This is a genomic window from Nostoc sp. DedQUE08, from assembly GCF_034530895.1.
GTDB lineage: Bacteria > Cyanobacteriota > Cyanobacteriia > Cyanobacteriales > Nostocaceae > Nostoc.
On the sequence record NZ_JAVRCD010000047.1, the window covers coordinates 1 to 18,021 of the forward strand.

13 protein-coding genes and 1 pseudogene are annotated in these 18,021 nt (G+C 39.0%); 5 read left to right on the plus strand and 9 right to left on the minus strand.

Going from position 1 to position 18,021, the window contains the following annotated elements; translation table 11 throughout:
- Positions 1-53 precede the first annotated feature (53 nt).
- Positions 54-332: pseudogene (locus tag RMY64_RS26130) on the minus strand (GxxExxY protein); the annotation flags it as partial.
- A 41-nt stretch (positions 333-373) separates the two neighbouring features.
- Positions 374-3,580 (minus strand): glycoside hydrolase family 15 protein, encoded by a 3,207-nt coding sequence (locus tag RMY64_RS26135; protein ID WP_322701539.1) that lies wholly within the window; start codon positions 3,578-3,580, stop codon positions 374-376.
- 976 nt (positions 3,581-4,556) lie between these two features.
- Between RMY64_RS26135 and RMY64_RS26140 the strand changes: the two genes are divergently transcribed.
- The 4 genes from RMY64_RS26140 (at position 4,557) to RMY64_RS26155 (ending at position 9,392) form a co-directional block, all read left to right on the plus strand.
- A complete protein-coding gene (locus RMY64_RS26140) occupies positions 4,557-5,678 on the plus strand; it encodes a glycosyltransferase (protein ID WP_322701540.1) in 1,122 nt (373 codons plus the stop codon).
- A 454-nt stretch (positions 5,679-6,132) separates the two neighbouring features.
- Positions 6,133-7,485, plus strand: coding sequence for a magnesium transporter (gene mgtE / locus RMY64_RS26145; protein ID WP_322701541.1), 1,353 nt, complete (start codon positions 6,133-6,135; stop codon positions 7,483-7,485).
- Between the two features lie 280 nt (positions 7,486-7,765).
- Positions 7,766-8,779, plus strand: coding sequence for an aspartate carbamoyltransferase catalytic subunit (locus RMY64_RS26150; RefSeq protein WP_322669509.1), 1,014 nt, complete (start codon positions 7,766-7,768; stop codon positions 8,777-8,779).
- 172 nt (positions 8,780-8,951) lie between these two features.
- On the plus strand, positions 8,952-9,392 hold the full coding sequence (locus RMY64_RS26155) for a pentapeptide repeat-containing protein (RefSeq protein ID WP_322669508.1): 441 nt from the start codon (positions 8,952-8,954) through the stop codon (positions 9,390-9,392).
- Positions 9,393-9,457: 65 nt separating this feature from the next.
- Here the strand turns inward: RMY64_RS26155 and RMY64_RS26160 are convergent, their stop codons facing one another.
- The 6 genes from RMY64_RS26160 to RMY64_RS26185 form a co-directional block, all read right to left on the minus strand.
- Positions 9,458-10,798, minus strand: coding sequence for a TldD/PmbA family protein (locus RMY64_RS26160; protein WP_322669507.1), 1,341 nt, complete (start codon positions 10,796-10,798; stop codon positions 9,458-9,460).
- 231 nt (positions 10,799-11,029) lie between these two features.
- Positions 11,030-12,502, minus strand: a complete 1,473-nt coding sequence (locus tag RMY64_RS26165) for a TldD/PmbA family protein (RefSeq protein WP_322688195.1) — start codon at positions 12,500-12,502, stop codon at positions 11,030-11,032.
- 309 nt (positions 12,503-12,811) lie between these two features.
- A complete protein-coding gene (locus RMY64_RS26170) occupies positions 12,812-13,636 on the minus strand; it encodes a glycosyltransferase family 2 protein (RefSeq protein WP_322682557.1) in 825 nt (274 codons plus the stop codon).
- A gap of 45 nt (positions 13,637-13,681) precedes the next feature.
- On the minus strand, positions 13,682-14,986 hold the full coding sequence (locus RMY64_RS26175) for an NAD(P)/FAD-dependent oxidoreductase (RefSeq protein WP_322669504.1): 1,305 nt from the start codon (positions 14,984-14,986) through the stop codon (positions 13,682-13,684).
- Positions 14,987-15,068: 82 nt separating this feature from the next.
- Positions 15,069-15,425 (minus strand): EamA family transporter, encoded by a 357-nt coding sequence (locus RMY64_RS26180; RefSeq protein ID WP_292784161.1) that lies wholly within the window; start codon positions 15,423-15,425, stop codon positions 15,069-15,071.
- An 18-nt stretch (positions 15,426-15,443) separates the two neighbouring features.
- Complete coding sequence (locus RMY64_RS26185) at positions 15,444-15,833, minus strand: EamA family transporter (protein WP_322682560.1); 390 nt, start codon at positions 15,831-15,833, stop codon at positions 15,444-15,446.
- Between RMY64_RS26185 and RMY64_RS26190 the strand changes: the two genes are divergently transcribed.
- Entirely contained in the window at positions 15,823-16,089 is a 267-nt protein-coding gene (locus RMY64_RS26190) for a hypothetical protein (RefSeq protein ID WP_322701542.1), read from the plus strand. The genes RMY64_RS26185 and RMY64_RS26190 overlap by 11 nt on opposite strands.
- A gap of 1,547 nt (positions 16,090-17,636) precedes the next feature.
- Here RMY64_RS26190 and RMY64_RS26195 read toward each other — a convergent pair.
- Positions 17,637-17,855 (minus strand): hypothetical protein, encoded by a 219-nt coding sequence (locus RMY64_RS26195; protein WP_322682562.1) that lies wholly within the window; start codon positions 17,853-17,855, stop codon positions 17,637-17,639.
- Positions 17,856-18,021 lie beyond the last annotated feature (166 nt).

Below are 18,021 nucleotides of genomic sequence, written 5' to 3' on the forward strand. Positions count from 1 at the left end.
TATGCACTGCAACGATTCCACCTTTATTATAAGTAATTATCCGAACTTGATATTAGGAGTTGAACGGAGTGAATTGGGTGGAAGGACTCTACAGATTTAATCTCTACAATTACTTGGTTTTCGACAATCAAATCTAATCGATAAACACATTCCAATTGCACATCTTGATAAACTAAGGGCAATGGAATTTGCTTACCAACATTCAATCCGGCTTTCTTCAACTCATAATCCAAGCACTCTTCATAAGCTGACTCCAATAAACCAGGCCCCAAAGCAGTATGCACCCTCATCGCACACCCAATAATCACCCCACTCAACTCATTCTCTCTCATCCTCTGCGTACCTCTGCGCTTCCCTCCGCGTCCCTTTGCGTTTAAAAATCTTTCACAAATTCCGTTAAGAAACGGAAAGCCTTCAAAATATAACTAGCGCAATCTCTAGGAGAAGTATTGTAAAACGATCGCCACGCACTCGCCTTATCCTCATCATAGCGATCGCTGCGTTGACTATGATTCTCTAACCACGCTAACCGCACTGCATGGCCAATTAACACATCCAACACGATATATTCTTCAATTTGCAGCTTAGGATTATTGGCAGCGATCGCTCCTAATTCAATTAATGCTTCAATATTAACTTGGCGATATTCTGGGGCTTCGATTTTATTCAGCAAATGCTCAACCAAGAGAGCAAAATTTCTTTCCCCGGCTGTCATTTCCGACAACATTATCTCACTATCTAAACGATTGCGCCGCTCTAGTTTATCGCCAATTACTAGACCCTTGCAATGTTGCATTAATAGCCAAACTTGTTTAAAAAATTCTTTTGGTACGCGCCCCGTCGCACCCTCGGCTTGGCGAAACCGCCGCCAACCACCTGGCGGAACTTCTATCCCTTCGGCGATTCCTGGTAATACCACCCAAGCAATATCACTTTCTTTTTGTTTGACGTGCAGCGATTCTTGCTGGCGCAACAGGTTACTCATACCAGTATATCCAGTTAATACCTGACGCAAGCGTACTTTAACTTCAAAGGGTGAAAGTTGCATTAAGCAATCGTAAGCTTCATCTTGAGTGACATGCAATTCCCGCGCTAGTTCGCTGGTGATTAATAAGATCAGATAGCCGACTCTCAGCGTTAGTAGTCCCTGAAATAGTTCGGGTTCTGAGCGAATTAAAATGCCAACATAGATTAAAATCTCTTGAGTAAGGACGCGATCGCGGATATCCTCACGACAAAAATGATTAATTTTATCGGCAATTTCATCGTGAGACATGGGTACGCTAATCAAGGACGCTTCACTGTAAGCTTTACCCACAGCAATTTGCTTACCCCGCACCAAAATACTCGTGACTGCATCTGATAGGCTGATATCAACCATTTGGCGCAACCCCGCAGCCCGACGCACCACTGCCCAAATGCCTAAATCTCCAGCTTTGGTGTAAACTTCATCTAGTAAATCGCCTACGGTGACAGGATATCCTGGCCCGCCATACCCTGTATCAAATTTCATTCCCTGCAAGCGAGTTAATGTTTGCAATAACTCGATTTGCTCGTAAATATTCTCTGATGAACGCAAGTAAGAAAGCAATAACCCCAAGTTAGTTTCGTACTCCATTTGAAATTCTTGGGTATGTCCTAAGCGCCAGTTTTTCTCAGGATGATAAGCTAAATAATAGCAACGTGGGCTAGCATTTTTCACTGGCGATCGCGCGAATTCTGCATTGGGAAGAAAATCAATTCTTTGGATTCCGGCTGTTAGCATTAGCTGATTTAGCCGCCCTAATTTCACCCGCACACCGTTACAAATACCATCTTTCAGTTCTTGCATCAGTTCTAGTAATGCTTCCGAACCAGCTTTTAACATGGTGTGCGTCAACATTAAAGTTAAGGTAGGACGACCTAAATCGCTCCAATATTTTTGAATGTAAGCTAGTTCGCTTCTAATTTGATCTAATAGAAAATGGTAATCAAGGGTTAAGTAAAATTGTTGAGAGTCTGAAAAGGAAGGCAAAAATACAATTGTTTCACCGCTAATCCGAAAGATTCTAGATGTTGTTAAACTCCGCAACCTTCGCACTGGCCGCCCAGTTAAACCAAGTTTATCGTTACGTCCAATTTGGGTATAAATAGCTGAAAATTCTTCAGCCTTTCTCACTTGAATCGGTTCTACTTGAGTAGGCGTTTGTGCTTCAATTCCGTGAACTTCTAGTTTTGTTTGTAAATCTTCATCTTCTGCTAAAAAGGCAATTTGTACCAATGCATCGCGCTGTTTTCCCACACACAAATGTCTTCCCAAAGGGTCGATATCACCAACCGCCAGTAACCCTTCACTCAACATTTCACCGAGAAAATATAAACTCTGCGCCCACACTAAGGGAATATTTTCATTGGGCAAACGTGGTTGCGTTTGAGGTGCTAACTTTTCTGCCTCTATGTTTTCTGCGGGAACATAATAAAGTTCTGGCAATAAACGCAAACCATTTTGTTCTATGAGTAATGATTCTAAAAGCTCTTGGTATTTTTTAACTTGTTCTTGTTCGCCGCGAAATAATCCATCTAGAACTAAATAAGTGAAAAATAACGGCCATTCGCATTCAATATGCTCAAATTGCTTGAGTTCCCACGGTTCGTAGTGTAAGCGGTGATTATCTTCTAAAACCGTTTGGTGTCCATCACGCAGAAAGCGTTTGCAGCCGTATTTACCTGCGAGTTTATTGATAATATCGTTTAAGGTGCGATCGCGTAACTCCAAATCTTCCACTGCAAAGGCAGGATAACTAATAATACTCAACAGCGCCGCATCAATTTCTTTGGAACCAGATTCTCTCGGTAATAAGGATTCTAGGGTAATCCGAGCGCGGGCAATTTCATCTGGTAGCACATGAATCACCGATGCTTGACTACCACGCACACCAAACAAATCTAGTCCGTTGATAGCTTCTAAAGCAGCTTTTGCCATGCCTACAGAACTGGCATTTAATTCAGCATTACCCCGATTAATTTTATTACCGCGTTCCCAAATACCGTAATCTGGCGTGCGGTAAGCTCGTCCAATGTAGTAAACTAAATTTTGGACAAAATTAACTTCATCAATTGTATAAATTATTGGCAATCCCGCAGCCGTCATTTGCCCTAACATCAACAAAAATATAGATGTGGCATCAAGTTGCAAATGTCCCCATTCGTTATCCCCAACAACAATGTCACCAGTCGCGGTATTATATTTGGCGTGCAGTCCATCTAGTAGCGACTGAGTATGTTTAAATGTCTCTACTTTATGAGCCTGTCGCATCATCGCAAATAACAACCCACGCATCAGTTTGATGACACTGTGTTCTAGTTCATAAGTGCGTCCTTTGTCGTCGTCAATCTTGCGGTATGCAAGTCCTAAACCCCAAACTGCCAAAATGCTGTAAACGTTGTCTCGCACCCAGGCATCTGTATAATCGCCGTGGGCTGTAATCGCTGTGCTTGCAGGTAATAAACCAGTAATCGGATTTTGCCGAGTCAGGATAATAGTCTTGATTTGCTGGTAATAATAGTCCAGACGAGTTAGCAATTCGGTAGATGTTTTCATGGTTGGGTTTAGAACTAGTTGCAAAATTTCACCTTTTAAAGGAGTGGGTTTCTTGCACTTGGGCTATGGAGAATGGGACATTGAGATGGGATTCTGTACCGTAGAGCATAGGGAAACGTAAATCTTCTTTAGAAATCTCGATCTCTGCGTGGGTGAAAAAATCCCTCCAAATAAGTCTTAGAAAGAGGAACTCTCAAGAGTTATTCAGTGCTGGGATGAGATTAAAAAATCAAGAGTGCCTAACTCCGAAGGATGAGCTTATGGTAGTCTAAACTAAATCACTACTTTGAGGTTATGCTTATGCCGATCTAAACTAAATCATTTTTGAACAAAAATCTTTATTAAATAAATATAATTTTAATGTAAATCTGTTTTAATATTGATATGTTTGTGTTAAATATTCATTCAGCAAATAATTGCAGTCAACACAGGGAGGCTATCCTCAACTCAATCAAGTTTGATAAAAATAGGGTTTATGCACTTTACAAATAAATCATTTTGTGCATTTACATCAAGACTTCAGTTTTTTACAAAGTATATTTTATTAGTTGCGTAGGCTAGCAAAAACCCAGACATCGCAAAAATCTACCTAGAAGCCTTGAAAAGCATAGTTGCTATTTTGCCTTTCCTGTTAATGCTTAAGTCATAAAAAATTAATCAGTTTGTTGACATAAATAAATATCCTAGTTTGCTTTATTAGACCCTGAGATATTTACTAAATAATAGTTTCAGGAAAACTTATTATTTCACTGACTAACATAAATAATTGAAGCCCTGATTTAGACTAGTATAGCTTGAAAAAACTAACAATTGTTATTGCTGTTCTGAATAAATCAGGTAATTACTATTTTATCCAAAATAGCAGCAGATAGAATCAATAGCGTAAATATATAAATAAATTAAAAGCTTTTTACTTAACATTTTGTTCGTTTTTGGGAAAAAGAAATATTAATCTTAAATAAATAGGAGTAACACAATGAGAACAGTTGGAATGTATCGTCGAGCTTATCCAAGAGTATCAGAAACTTTTATCGGAGAACAAGCCCATAATTTACAAACATACAAACCGTTATTTCTGACTTGTAAACTATTGGCAGAAATTCCTTTTGACAGTATTGCTATTAGTAATAACGATCAATGGAAGATTAAACAATTATTTCATATAATTTCTGCTTCACCAAATATGTTTGGAAAAGAAGCTGAACTAAAAAATCTAAAATTAATTCACGGACATTTTGGACCAGATGGTATTTATGCAATGCGATTGGCAGAGAAATTAAATATTCCTTTCCTCGTTACATTTTACGGTTTTGATATCACAGTTTCACGTCAATCTATGTGGCTGTCAGGTAATCCAGCATTTTATCAATTTCTTTTGCATGAAGAAGAATTAAAACAAAAAGCATCTAAATTTATCGCTTTTTCTAGTTTTTTGTATAAAAAGATGATTGAATATGGTTATCCTGAAGATAAAATTATTAAACTAAATAGTGGTATAGATTTAGAAAAATTTGCCCCAGCCAGTGAATCAAAAGGTGAAAGATATATTTTATGTGTAGGCAGACATACTGAAAAAAAAGGAATTGATACCCTATTAAAAGCCTTTGCCCGGATTGCCAATAAACATCCAGATGTGTCAGTTATCCAAATTGGAAATGGCACAATGACTGAAAACTTTAAAAGTCTAGCAAATGAGCTTGGTATTAGTAATAGAGTCAACTTTATGGGGGCAAAACCTTATGAAGTGATTCAAAAAACTATGAGAAATGCAGAAATATTTTCTCTACCCAGTCAAACAGCAAAAAACGGTGATAGCGAAGGTTTACCGCTTTCAATATTGGAAGCCGCCGCTTCTGGTTTACCAATAGCTTCTACCTGGCATAGCGCTATCCCTGATGCTATTTTAGATGGAGAAACTGGCTTTTTAGTTGATGAAAAAGACGATCGCTCTCTCGCGGAAAAATTAGATATTCTTTTATCAGATCGGGCTTTAGCTAAAAGTATGGGTAAAAAAGGACGAGAGTTTATTTGCGAAAATTTTGATATTCGCAAGCAAACTGCCAAGCTAGAAGCTATTTATGATTTAGTAATTAGTTAACGACACTCAAGTAAGAGTATCTCAATTTAGAATTTAGATTACTGAACCTCAAGCATTTGTTAATGAGCAGAAGTTTTCTAATGACTTGTTTAGAGACAACTCCCCTTTTTTTAGCCATCCGTATACTTATTTATTCGCGATCGCCAGTTTCCACAGATTAGATCGGTGGAAAAGCTTACTCTGATTAGAGAATAATTCCTTAAAAATCAGGGTAGCAAGCTCAAAAATGCACATAAAGTTACTAAAAAAGCTACTAAAGATATAAAATTTCCTCTGTATCTACCGGAGAGCGCTGTTCCGGGTTAGGATGATGACTAGCAATGCTTTAATTTAGCTATCGATATTGATTTGTTGAAATTTTATGGACCATAGTCCACAAGATGGCAGTATCAACCTCCTCTGAGCTGTGGTGAGGAAGTCTCCCAGCGCGGGGGAGACTTAGGAGATATATATCATGCTCACAGAAGATATTCGTGATTTGTTGACTGATACTACCGATTTGAACCAGTTGAAATGGGATTTAAATCGCTTGCAACCTGTGGATGTGGGAGACTACATTACACAATTGCCCGAACAACAACGGGCGATCGCATTCCGTTTACTCAACAAAGCTCAGGCAATTGATGTATTTGAGTATCTGCCGACAGAGGTGCAGGAAGAACTAATTAATTCTCTGCATGATGTCCAGGTAGTACAACTTGTAGAAGCGATGAGTCCCGACGAACGGGCAGAATTGTTTGATGAATTACCTGCTGGAGTAATCAAACGGTTATTACAACAACTCAGTCTAGAAGAAAGGCAAGCAACAGCAACGATTCTCGGCTATCCAGAAGGTACGGCTGGGCGGGTGATGACAACCGAATATGTCCGGTTGCGGCAAGGATTAACTGTAGGTGAAGCTCTGAGTAAAATCCGCCGTCAGGATGAAGACAAGGAGACGATTTACTACGCCTACGTCACAGATGATAACCGGACGCTGGTGAGAGTAGTTTCACTGCGGCAATTGCTGTTTACTTTTCCCGATGTTTTCATTAAAGATATTGCTAGCGATCGCGTCATTAAAGTTAAAACCGAAACCCCTCAAGAAGAAGTAGCGCGAATTATGCAGCGCTACGACTTAATCGCGATCCCCGTTGTCGATCGCGAAGACCGATTGGTGGGCATTGTCACCATTGATGATGTCATGGATATTTTGGAAGAAGAAGCCACAGAAGATATCCAAAAACTGGCGGGTGTGAGTGGTGATGAAGCTGCTTTATCCTCTCCTTTACTCACCATTCGCAACCGCTTACCTTGGCTATTGGGGATCATGGCTCTGTATATTGGTGCAGCCAGTGCGATCGCGCCTTTTCAATCTGTAATTGCCGCAGTGCCAGTTCTAGCCGTAATCATGCCGATATTTTCTAACACTGGCGGTACTGTCGGTATTCAATCATTAACGGTAACAATTCGTGGCTTGGGAGTGGGAGAGGTAACACCCAAAGATACCTTAAAAATTCTCCGCAAGGAACTTCTAGCTGGTTTAGGTACAGCTCTGGCTTTAGCCACAACGATGATCCTGCTTTCCTTGATTTGGGCGCGACCTCAAGAGCGATGGGTGGCTTTAATTGCCGGAATGGTAATGGCAACTAATACAATTGTGGCTGTTACACTCGGCACTTTACTACCAATGGCTTTGAAACGACTGAAGCTCGACCCTGCCTTGGTTAGTGGCCCGTTAGTGACTACAATGCTAGATACAATTGGGTTTTTAACATTCCTCAGCCTAATTTCTCTAGCTTTAAACGTTTTCCATTTACCAACTTGAAGGGATTGGGGATTGGGGATTGGGGACTGGGCATGGGGCATGGAGAAGAGACAAGGTAGACAAGGAAGAGGGGGGAGACTTGTCCCCTTGTCCCCTTGTCCCCTTGTCTCCATCATCTCCCCCAGTCCTCAAATATGAAGAGATAAGGTAGACAAGGAAGAGGGGGGAGACTTGTTCAATAATTCCCCCTTGTCCCCTTGTCCCCTTGTCCCCTTGTCCCCTTGTCTCCATCATCTCCCCCAGTCCCCAGTCCCCAGTCCCCAGCCCCCAGTCCCCAAATATGCCTACTACTACCTGGAATCGTCATCACATTCTTTCCCTGGCTGACTTTACTACTACCGAATACGATACAGTTTTGCAAACTGCTGCCAGTTTTCAAGAAGTGCTATCACGGCGGACAAAGAAAGTGCCAACTTTGCAGGGACAAGTGGTGGCGAATTTATTTTTTGAATCGTCTACCCGCACCCGCAGCAGTTTTGAACTAGCAGCCAAACGTTTAAGTGCGGATACGCTGAACTTCGCCGCCGCCACATCTTCTATGACTAAGGGAGAAACAATTCTCGATACGGCGAAAACCTATTTGGCAATGGGAACTGATATTATGGTAGTCCGCCATCGAGAGGCAGGAGTACCAAATGCGATCGCATCTGAAATGGATCGCCTCGGTGTACGAGTTAGCGTCCTCAATGCTGGTGATGGTCAACATGAACATCCTTCCCAAGCACTGCTAGATTTATTTACCATAACTACTCTAATTGACCCAGATCATCCGCGACTGGAACTTTTAAAGGGGAAAAAGATTGCCATTATTGGCGATATTCTCCATTCTCGTGTGGCGCGATCGAATATTTGGAGTTTAATTGCTAGTGGTGCCGAAGTGCATCTGGCAGCACCGCCAACCCTCTTACCTAAATTCTTTGCCGAGTTTATCTCGGAGGAAGTAGAAGGCAGAAATTATTCTCCCAATCCCCAACTATTTCTACATTGGCAGCTAGAACCAGCTTTGCAGAATGCAGATTTTGTCATGACTTTACGTCTGCAAAAGGAACGGATGACGGCTCATTTGCTGCCAAGTTTGCGAGAATATCACCAACTGTTTGGCATTACACGCACAAAACTGCAACTTTGTAAACCGAATGTCAAAGTTTTGCATCCAGGCCCAGTCAACCGTGGTGTTGAAATTAGTTCTGAATTGATGGATGACCCAGAATTTAGTCTCATTCAATCACAAGTTACCAGCGGTGTCGCTGTTCGGATGGCACTGTTGTACCTATTAGGTAGCGGCAAAGCTTAATATAATTTCAGTTGGAAATTTCCTCCCATCGGACTACCTAACGGAAGAATACCTAGTCTCATCGAAATTATATATTCCTCCGATCGCATGAGGACAGAATTCTCTAATCTTGGCACACTGGTGTCGTAGAAGTTCAGAATTCAATGACTTCTAGAAGTGTCCGAGGTAAATTATGAAACGAATTTTTTTGACGGCAGCAGCCTTACTCAGCACGCTATCCTTAGCTGCTCCCATTCCCGTCAAAGCAGAAAATTCCGCCCCTGTCCGCCGCTTGTTAGAAACTAGAGAATGTTCGGGATGCAATCTAGTAGGAGCTAACCTCAAAGGCGCTCATCTAATCGGTGTTGACTTGAGAAATGCAAATTTAAAAGGAGCTAATCTCGAAGGTGCTAACTTAGAAGGTGCCGATTTAACTGGAGCTAATTTAAAGTCTGCTAATCTCACACAAGCATTTGTTAGCGATACGATGTTAAATAATGCCAATCTTACCAACGTGAATTTGAGTAATTCCCGTTTATATAATAGTGACGTAGATGGCGCTGTTTTAGCTGGTGTTGACTTAAGTGGTGCTGATGTATTTAATACTGCCATTAGCATTGGTGGTGAATACTAATGGTTAGTCATGATTTCCAAGTTAAGAGTTAAGAGTTTAACTCTTAACTCTGCACTTACTAAGTTTTATTCGCCGGTAATCGATAGTTCATTAACCCAGATTTTCGGGCAAACCCCACCTGGCGTTAACTCTGGCTCTTTTTCTACATAAATAATTGACTTCAAAAGTTCCAAGAAATCACCAGCAACAGTTGCTGACTCAATACTCGTCCTCACTCCCTTATTAACTAGCCAACCATCAAACGGCAAAGAAAAGGAACCTTGCAAGGATTTAACTCCAGCATGGAGAGCTTGTAAATCATCGATAAAAATCACATTTTCAGCAGTTTCTAAGCTCAATTCTTGCTCAGGAGTTGCTGTTGAAAATACGTGATAAAAATTGGGGCTGACGCTGACTTTTGCACCAATACTAGCATTACCCGTTGGCTGGGCATTTAACCTTTTAGCGGTGCCTGCACTATGGAGAAATCCTGTTAAAACGCCATTTTCAATCAGCGAAATTTGACGAGTAGGAGTTCCTTCGCCATCAAAACTTTCCGCACCTACGTTAGCTGGGTGCAGTGCATCATCATAAACTGAAAGCAGAGGAGAAGCAATTTCCTTACCTAAATCATCAGGTGTAGATAGACTTTGATTGTCTAAAATACTTTGGGCATTGAATAAGTTAGAAAAAGCACCCAACAGACTTAAGAAAGCTTCCGGTGAGAAAACAACTCGATATTTACCAGTTTTGATTTTCTCATAATTCAAGTGACTGATAGTTTTATCGGCGGTTTCTTTAATGCAACCATGAATATCTAGATTATCTAAACTTTGGTTGATTCTATAAGCGCCTGCACTGCGAGGTTTTTTCCCATCTTCCTCAGTTTTACTATAAAGATAAACTGATGCCAAAGAGTGAGATTCAGTTCTTACTGCACCATCGCTATTGAGATAAAATCTGTCAATATCTCTTTGAGACAAACCATTATAAGGTACACCTTTAATTGCTGGGTGAGCTGCCAGTAATTCTTTTTCAGCTACCAACAATTTTTCTATAAGTTCAGCAACAGGTGCTTGAGGTGCTTTATGCAGAGGTTTACTTGGAATCGGAACAGTAGCCTCTGGACTAAAATCAGGAACATTCTCTTTAACACCAAAGAAACTGGCTTCGTAAGCAGTTTTCAAAGCTAATTCCAGTCCCTTGGGGTCTACATCTGTGGTGCTGGTCACACCCATTGTATTATCTTCATTCCAAACACGAACAGTAACACCAGAGCGGTTTGAAGCTTTAACTTGTTTTGGCTCACCTTGGTCTACTTGCACGTTAGTGTCATCTACTGTTGAGCCATAAATGTCAAATTTTTTAATGCCAAGTTTATCAGCATTATCCTTAGCAGAATTTGCAATTTCATTGATATTCGGCATAGTCAATTTTGGATTTTGGATTTTAGATTTTGGATTGGAAGCGATTCTATTTTGAATAATTAGATTTTGGATGTTATTGCTTGTACTTCTTTCATAGAGTTCTGACTGAAGGAAGACTCAAGCAATTTTGGATTTTAGATTTTAGATTGAACTAACGGAACAATCAGGTAACTTGAGCATTTTGGATTTTGAATTACAATATTCAAAATCCAAAATCTAAATCTAAAATTCTTATCTTCCACCAACGGTAATAGAATCAACCTTGATGTGGGGTTGTCCGACTGTGGTGTAAATACTGCCACTGACAGAGCCACAAAAGCCTGGTGCAATTTCCAAATCTTGGGAACACATGGAAATTTTATTCATAATTTCCTTAGCTTCACCGATGAGAATTGCTCCCTTCAGTGGTTTGGTGATTTTGCCATTTTCAATTAAATAAGCTTCATCAACACTAAAGTTAAATTGACCTGTAGCACCAACGCTACCACCACCCATCTTTTTACAGTAAATACCTTTATCAACAGAGGCAAATAATTCATCATTGCTATATTCGCCAGAATCAATATAAGTATTACGCATCCGGCTAGCAGCGGCATAGGTATAATTTTGGCGGCGTCCACTTCCAGTTCTGGGGTGTCCGGTGCGTGAGGAACCTGTTCTATCTGCTAAAAAGTTTTTCAGAACGCCTTTTTCAATTAAAAGGGTTCTTTGAGCAGGCATACCTTCGTCATCCATGTCAATTGTTCCGAAGGCATTTTCAGAGCGCCCTTCATCCCAGGCTGTCAAACTTTCGTGGGCAATTTTTTCGCCTTTTTTGTCAGCAAAGGGAGTGGTATTGCGTTCAATTTGAGTGGTTTCGAGCAGGTGTCCGCAAGCTTCGTGGAAAATTACGCCGCCAAAGTGATTGGCCATAATGATGGGATAAGTACCCGACTCCACGTAATCTGCGTAGAGCATTTTTCCAGCCGATTCTGCTATTTTCTCGGCGGCTTGTTGAGAATCCCAAGTTCTCAAGAAGTTGGCATCACTAGTATTACCCGCGCGATCGCCAATTGAGGTACGATTAGCACCATCAGCACACAACAGGTTAAATCCTACTGATTGCGTGAGGCGAATATCACGGGCAAAAGTCCCGTCACTAGCGGCGATTAAAACTTCTTGCCAATCCCGGAAATAGCTAGCACGGCGCGATTGGACGTGGCTAGCTTTTTGCTTCAGGTGGGCTGTACCATCTAGGAGGATTTCTCCCATTTCTCGGATGGAGCTACACACTGGTAGCCATGCATCTTTACCTCTTTTGGTAGCGTAATCTCTAAGTAATTCTAGGTTGATTTCGGGGATGAAAGCTTTAGCAGTGGGTAGTTGTAATCCTAAGATAGAAAGACCTTTTTCTAAGGCTGCTTTCAAACCGGAAAACGAAAGGTCATTAGTGCTAACGTAGCAGTCAGCTTTGCCACGAAATACCCTGACTCCTGCGCCTGTAGACAGACTGGGTGAAATACTCGTGATAGCGTCATCTTCTGCAAGAGAACTAATATAGTTGCGACGCTCTAAAAATAATTCAATAAAGTCAGCACCAGCGGCGCGTCCTAGTCCCAGAAGGGTAGCCAGGGGGGCTTCCCAGGTTTCATCGAAACGCTCTGGTGTGGAGGAATATTGAAGAGTAGGAAGTTGATTCGAGAGAAGTAGCGTACTTGTAAGCATGGGTAGCCTCGTCTGCTGGCGTAGTTCAGAGATTTGACTGAAAAATCCTAGTGTGTTCAGTCTAACAAATGAGTAAAAGCCACAGTTGCTAGAAAAACGTGTGGATTTCCCTCCCCTTTAACAACGCCTTGGCAAATCCGCCCACAGACTAGAAATTTAGAGCTATTTGACGAAAAATTCAGAAGGCAGAATACAAAAGCGGAGCTTTGCTTGCTCCGCTTTTGTATCAGTGTAGAATAAAATACAATTCTATTTATATATTTACTGACACTCTTCTCAACTAAAGAATCCAGACTTTTCTTCTCAGGTTTATTTACGGTTTGCCATTCTTAGTGGAATTCTAACTGTTTCTTGCTGTTTGAAAGTCTGACCTAAATTAGAAGTTGGCTGTGTTGAGGCTAGATTCTTAAACAAGAGTTTTAGTGTTCGAGTAATAGTTTTAAGAATTTTCATTTTGCTAGCAGTCGGTTTTTCATCGTATCTCAAAACCATTGGAATTTCTACGATTTTTGGTTTGAGGGCTTTGGCTTTCAGCAGTAAATCTATCATGCAAGCAAATCCACTTTCAGTGAATAGATTGTCCCCATAATACATATCCAGTTTACTGAGGAAAGTACGGTTATACAGTCTGTAACCACAAGTGTAGTCTTTTACGCCTGGTACACGGGCGGCAATTCTGAAAAGCCAGCTGGCTCCGTAACTCAGCAGCTCTCTAAATTTTGATAAGCCTATGACTTTAGAACCTTTGCGATATCTAGACGCGATCGCAATATCATAGCTACCAGCTATCATAGTGTCATACATTTTTATTAGTAGCTCTGGTGGTTGAGTATTATCACAATCCATCGCAGCTAAGAAATCACCTTCTTTAGAAATTTCCAAGAAAGTCGTAAAACCTGTTTTAATTGCTTGACCTAAACCAGCATTTTTGGGATGTTGGACTAATTTTAGTAATATACCTAGTGATTGAGATTCATCTATTGCAGTCTGAGCAGTTCTATCGCTACTGCCATCATCGACAAGAATCAGTTCTATCTCTATATTAAAGATTTGCTGCAATGTTTGAAACTTTTTGAACAAGGGTCGAATTGATTCTTGCTCGTTATATGCGGGTAAAAGAACAAAAAGACTCATAAAGACCTCGTGTGATTTTTAAAATAAAGTGTGATTACTCAAATTTCAAGAATTCAGGAATGCTGATTTTTTGAGAAATTCATCGACTTGTCGAACTACTGCGTTGTTGTTAACGCTATCATTAACCAACTGTGAGGTATTGACGACGAAAAAATCATCGTTTTCAGTACTCACTTTGGGAACAAGGCTGGAATAATTTAAAACTTGTAGTGGCTGTACTTTAATCGCTCGATTAATATGTGCCGCTACAATGTCATCTGCTTTGAGTTCGGGGAACATTAAACGTATACCTTGGAAAAATATTGGACGTAATTCGTCATCTGGTTGTTTTAACAACGGGTCAGTGGAAAGGATATATTTTGGTAGGAATGTAATGTGATACCCTGCTGTCTCTTGTAAAGAAACTAAGTTACTCATACCGATAACTCCAGTAAAAGGAATATTTTTATCGGCAATATTCACTACGTAATAAGGAACTAGAGGCTTACGAGTAATCAGTACCATGCAGATTACACCCAGGTATTCTACTGTTTTACTAGTGTCTGAAACCTTCACCAATTCCCTTGCAGCAACTTGTTGCAAAATATTAACTGGCCCAGTAAAGATGACTTTATCAAAATGCTCTTTTTTCCCCTGATATTCTACCCACATTCCACCCCCTGGATGAGGTGCGATATATTCAACCGCAACACCTTTGTGGATATGACCTCCAGCCGCATAAATTAATTTTTCTATATGGTCAAAAACAGTTTTATAACCGCCTGATACATAACCGAGTTGTTCTTTATTTAATGAAGAATCGCGCGCTGAAAATAGTCTTTTGATATAAGCCCAAATAAAAACTGCTGATATTCGCTTATAGTTTTCTCCTAATTTGGATAAAAGCAAAGGTTTCCAAAGCTTTTCGTATGTGTTTTTACCACCAAGTTTCAATAGCCAATCTTCAACTAAAATCTTCTCTAAGCGCCGCCAGTTATTAAGGCGCGAACCATATAAAAGAGTAAAGGCTAATCTGATTTTACCTATAAGTCCAAATAGAGGAAAACGCAGGAATTCTATACTATTACTAATAGAATAAAACTTTTTATTGTCATAAAAGCCTGTTAAACTTCGATGCCAACGCAGTTTATCTCCAAGACCAATATCTCTAAGAAAATTTATTAAGTGAGTATCAGAAGGTAGGATAACGTGATAAAAGCGATCCCAGGTAAATAATCCGTAATCATGATAGGTAGTAAGTCCACCAAGCTGCTTATTACTATCAAAGACAGTGACTTTATGTCCTTGATGTGAAAGACGTTGAGCTAATACTAGCCCAGTGATGCCTCCGCCAACGATACCTATATTCATAAATTAAATTGAGATTTTGTGAAAATGTTTTAGAGGATGATGTTCGGAAACTGTTAATATTAATAATCTGAATCATAAAAGATTAATGTACAACTAGAATTACGCCAGTTATAATAACGGAAATCCCTAACCATTGGCTAAACATAACCTCTTCTTTTAAAAGATAGTGAGAAGCAATGGGTACAAATGCATACATTAATCCTAAAACTGGAAAGGCTTGACTTAAAGGAATTGTCCGCAATACATAAAGCCACAATATAGTCATAAATGTATAGCAGATAAACCAAATTAAAAAATAACGAGATAATAAGAGATTTTTGAGAGAGCCGCTTTCTCCTTTATTAGAGTTAGAGATGTAAAGTCCATACTTGAGTGAGAGTTGAGCAGTTGTTCCAAATAAAACAACAAGCATTAAATTTAGCCAAGTAAAAATACTCATTTTTAACTTTTCAAGTAATTATCTAAATTTGAGCTTTTTTATGGGGTTAACTACTAAAAGAACACCCAAGAATATAGTAATGACTCCTACTATTCGAGTTAACGTAATCACCTCATTAAAAAAGTAGTATGAGCCGAAAAGTATCCCGACATAATTTAAACTTGTCAGTGGATAAGCAATACTCAATTTTACAGATCGCAGAGCCAATATCCAATTTACTATACCTAAACAATAGACAGTAATAGCTAATGATAATTTTTGAAGAAAATCCCAAGTAAATACTCCTTCATTTGTATAAATCATGGCATTTTTCATTAGGAGTTGTCCACAGATACTAAGTAAAATACTTACAAATAAAATAATATAAGGGATTATTTTAAAGTTTGAACCTTGCGACATGGATTTCATAGTACTTTGCCTTAATCAAGATAGTAGGTATGAACCGGATAGTAAACAACCAGTTGTTTTAAACGTTTCATATCTCGGCAACACTTCAGTAAAGACAACAAAATTAAAAGGCTATGTTGAAGTGATTGATATCAAAATGATCTTTGAAGCCCATGCCTTAGAGTTAAAAACTAAATACTATGCAATATTCCAGAATGGTTGCTGTATCATGGCGGCGTTCGATATGATTGCTAGTAAAACACGCTTAATTGCTTGACTGGATTATACTTCCAACCAAACCAGTTTATTGCTTGGCAATTAGCACAATCAATTTAGAGTTTGCCTAACTGTGAATTCCAGATATTTTCTGTGCTACCCAGGTTTGCTTAACACTATTTTTAGCGCGATCGCGATAATCTAATAGTGGATGCAGACATAGAGAAATTTGAGAAGTTTGTCACAAATTCTCTATACATACACAAAGTTTGCAGTGTGCGTAGGTGTAGCCAGTCGTAGACATCGCTGATGTTGAACTCTGATTCCACCCACATATTCAACAGATGCACCTAAATCAAAATCGATTACCAGAATTTTTGATTAATCCATTCATTAACTTTCTATCAGTGGTATCCTGCTGTAGAAATCTTTTGAAGATACTATTGATATTCTCAAGCTATAAAACCTAGCTGGATTGAGAAATATTCTCTATTTGCTCCAAAAAAGTGGATTAATGTACTGACATATGATAAAATTTATCCCGGCTCACAGACATATCTGTAATCTTGGCTGGCAATTAAGCCGATTTATAAAAGTAATGGTTTTTACTCAAATGGAGTATGTATACGTGCTCTTTTTGGGCATGGGAACACAAGAATTAATACAAGTCTGACTAGCTGCGTAAATAATAGAGAGATAAATCAACCTACACTACAGTAATACGCTTTACAGATTTATCGGGAATTTTACTGGATGTCCAAACGGAGCTTTTTTACAAAACAACTAATGCAAACTAAAGTTGGCTAATCAACTTTCAATTGAGATTGCATTGAATTTGAGATATTTCTACACCATCTAATATTAGGTTTGCTTGACTTTTCCACGTGATTTTATTTAAATAGGCTTTTTCCTCCAAATTTATTGTTACATGTAATTACTTACTAGAATACCATGAGAAAAGCATGTTGCAAATTTATCGCTGTACTTTATCAAAAATTTATCTACTGACAAATACACTTAAACAAAAACTTCATAAAAGAAAAATCTTCCTCTATTAGGAATTTTTGCCTAGGAAATTTGTACATTTATGAAGTAATTTATGGTATTAAAGTTCTATAACTAAAGAGTTAGTATTAGACTCGATAAATGCAAAGCTAAAAAGCCAAAAGTTGACCCAAGGAAAATTCAAACTTGAACAAGACTACTTGTGGTGACCGGATCGCACAACGTTACACTAAATTACAACCTGAATTTTTAGATGACAATTGAGGTTGGAATTATTTTTTATCTATTTACAAAATATTCATCTAAATTCACATATTTCAGATAGAGTTAGTAGTCTGCCAATTTTCCTTCGCTGGGTAGAGGTTTTTTTATTATTTAGACTGATTATTTTCATCAAAGTCTGTTGGTAATAATGATTAACAATCGAAACTGATGTCAGGATATTAATGCTTGAGGTAAAATCAACCTAATAGCTCCAAAGTAGGCAATTTCATTAGTACTCTTTTTGAACAAGTAGGCAGTAGCTCAAACAGTACATAATGGTATAAAGAGAAACAACGCTAAGTTTCCTTGGTTGGATAGAGGTTTCTCTAGGTTGTTTTCCTATTGTTTGGACTCATTATTTTCCAAAAGTCTGTTGGTAATGACGAAGACAATGATTAATAGTCCAAACTGAATCTGCCAAGGTGCTAATATTAAACTTAAGATCAAGCTAATCGCTGCGAATACACCTGCAAGATATGCTATTTCATCAGTACTCTTTTTGAACAAGTAGCCTGTAGCTAAAGCAGTACATAGTGGTATCAAGAAAAACAAAAGCATTTTACTAACCTCTGAACTAAAGGTTGTAGTGTTTTTAGAACAAATTTTTTGGAAGTGTGGTTAATCTTACATCCAATAAGGTTTTGGCTACAACAGTCGAGCGAAATAAATATTATAGAAAATCAAGATTATGCAAGGTTGTATTTTATGCCAATTGGAATAATTA

What these genes read in the sequence shown, in the direction of transcription:
- RMY64_RS26135 (WP_322701539.1), bottom strand. Translation starts at nt 3,580, where the DNA reads ATGAAAACATCTACCGAATTGCTAACTCGTCTGGACTATTATTACCAG.
- RMY64_RS26140 (WP_322701540.1), top strand. Translation starts at nt 4,557, where the DNA reads ATGAGAACAGTTGGAATGTATCGTCGAGCTTATCCAAGAGTATCAGAA.
- mgtE (WP_322701541.1), top strand. Translation starts at nt 6,133, where the DNA reads ATGCTCACAGAAGATATTCGTGATTTGTTGACTGATACTACCGATTTG.
- RMY64_RS26150 (WP_322669509.1), top strand. Translation starts at nt 7,766, where the DNA reads ATGCCTACTACTACCTGGAATCGTCATCACATTCTTTCCCTGGCTGAC.
- RMY64_RS26155 (WP_322669508.1), top strand. Translation starts at nt 8,952, where the DNA reads ATGAAACGAATTTTTTTGACGGCAGCAGCCTTACTCAGCACGCTATCC.
- RMY64_RS26160 (WP_322669507.1), bottom strand. Translation starts at nt 10,798, where the DNA reads ATGCCGAATATCAATGAAATTGCAAATTCTGCTAAGGATAATGCTGAT.
- RMY64_RS26165 (WP_322688195.1), bottom strand. Translation starts at nt 12,502, where the DNA reads ATGCTTACAAGTACGCTACTTCTCTCGAATCAACTTCCTACTCTTCAA.
- RMY64_RS26170 (WP_322682557.1), bottom strand. Translation starts at nt 13,636, where the DNA reads ATGAGTCTTTTTGTTCTTTTACCCGCATATAACGAGCAAGAATCAATT.
- RMY64_RS26175 (WP_322669504.1), bottom strand. Translation starts at nt 14,986, where the DNA reads ATGAATATAGGTATCGTTGGCGGAGGCATCACTGGGCTAGTATTAGCT.
- RMY64_RS26180 (WP_292784161.1), bottom strand. Translation starts at nt 15,425, where the DNA reads ATGAGTATTTTTACTTGGCTAAATTTAATGCTTGTTGTTTTATTTGGA.
- RMY64_RS26190 (WP_322701542.1), top strand. Translation starts at nt 15,823, where the DNA reads ATGGATTTCATAGTACTTTGCCTTAATCAAGATAGTAGGTATGAACCG.
- RMY64_RS26185 (WP_322682560.1), bottom strand. Translation starts at nt 15,833, where the DNA reads ATGAAATCCATGTCGCAAGGTTCAAACTTTAAAATAATCCCTTATATT.
- RMY64_RS26195 (WP_322682562.1), bottom strand. Translation starts at nt 17,855, where the DNA reads ATGCTTTTGTTTTTCTTGATACCACTATGTACTGCTTTAGCTACAGGC.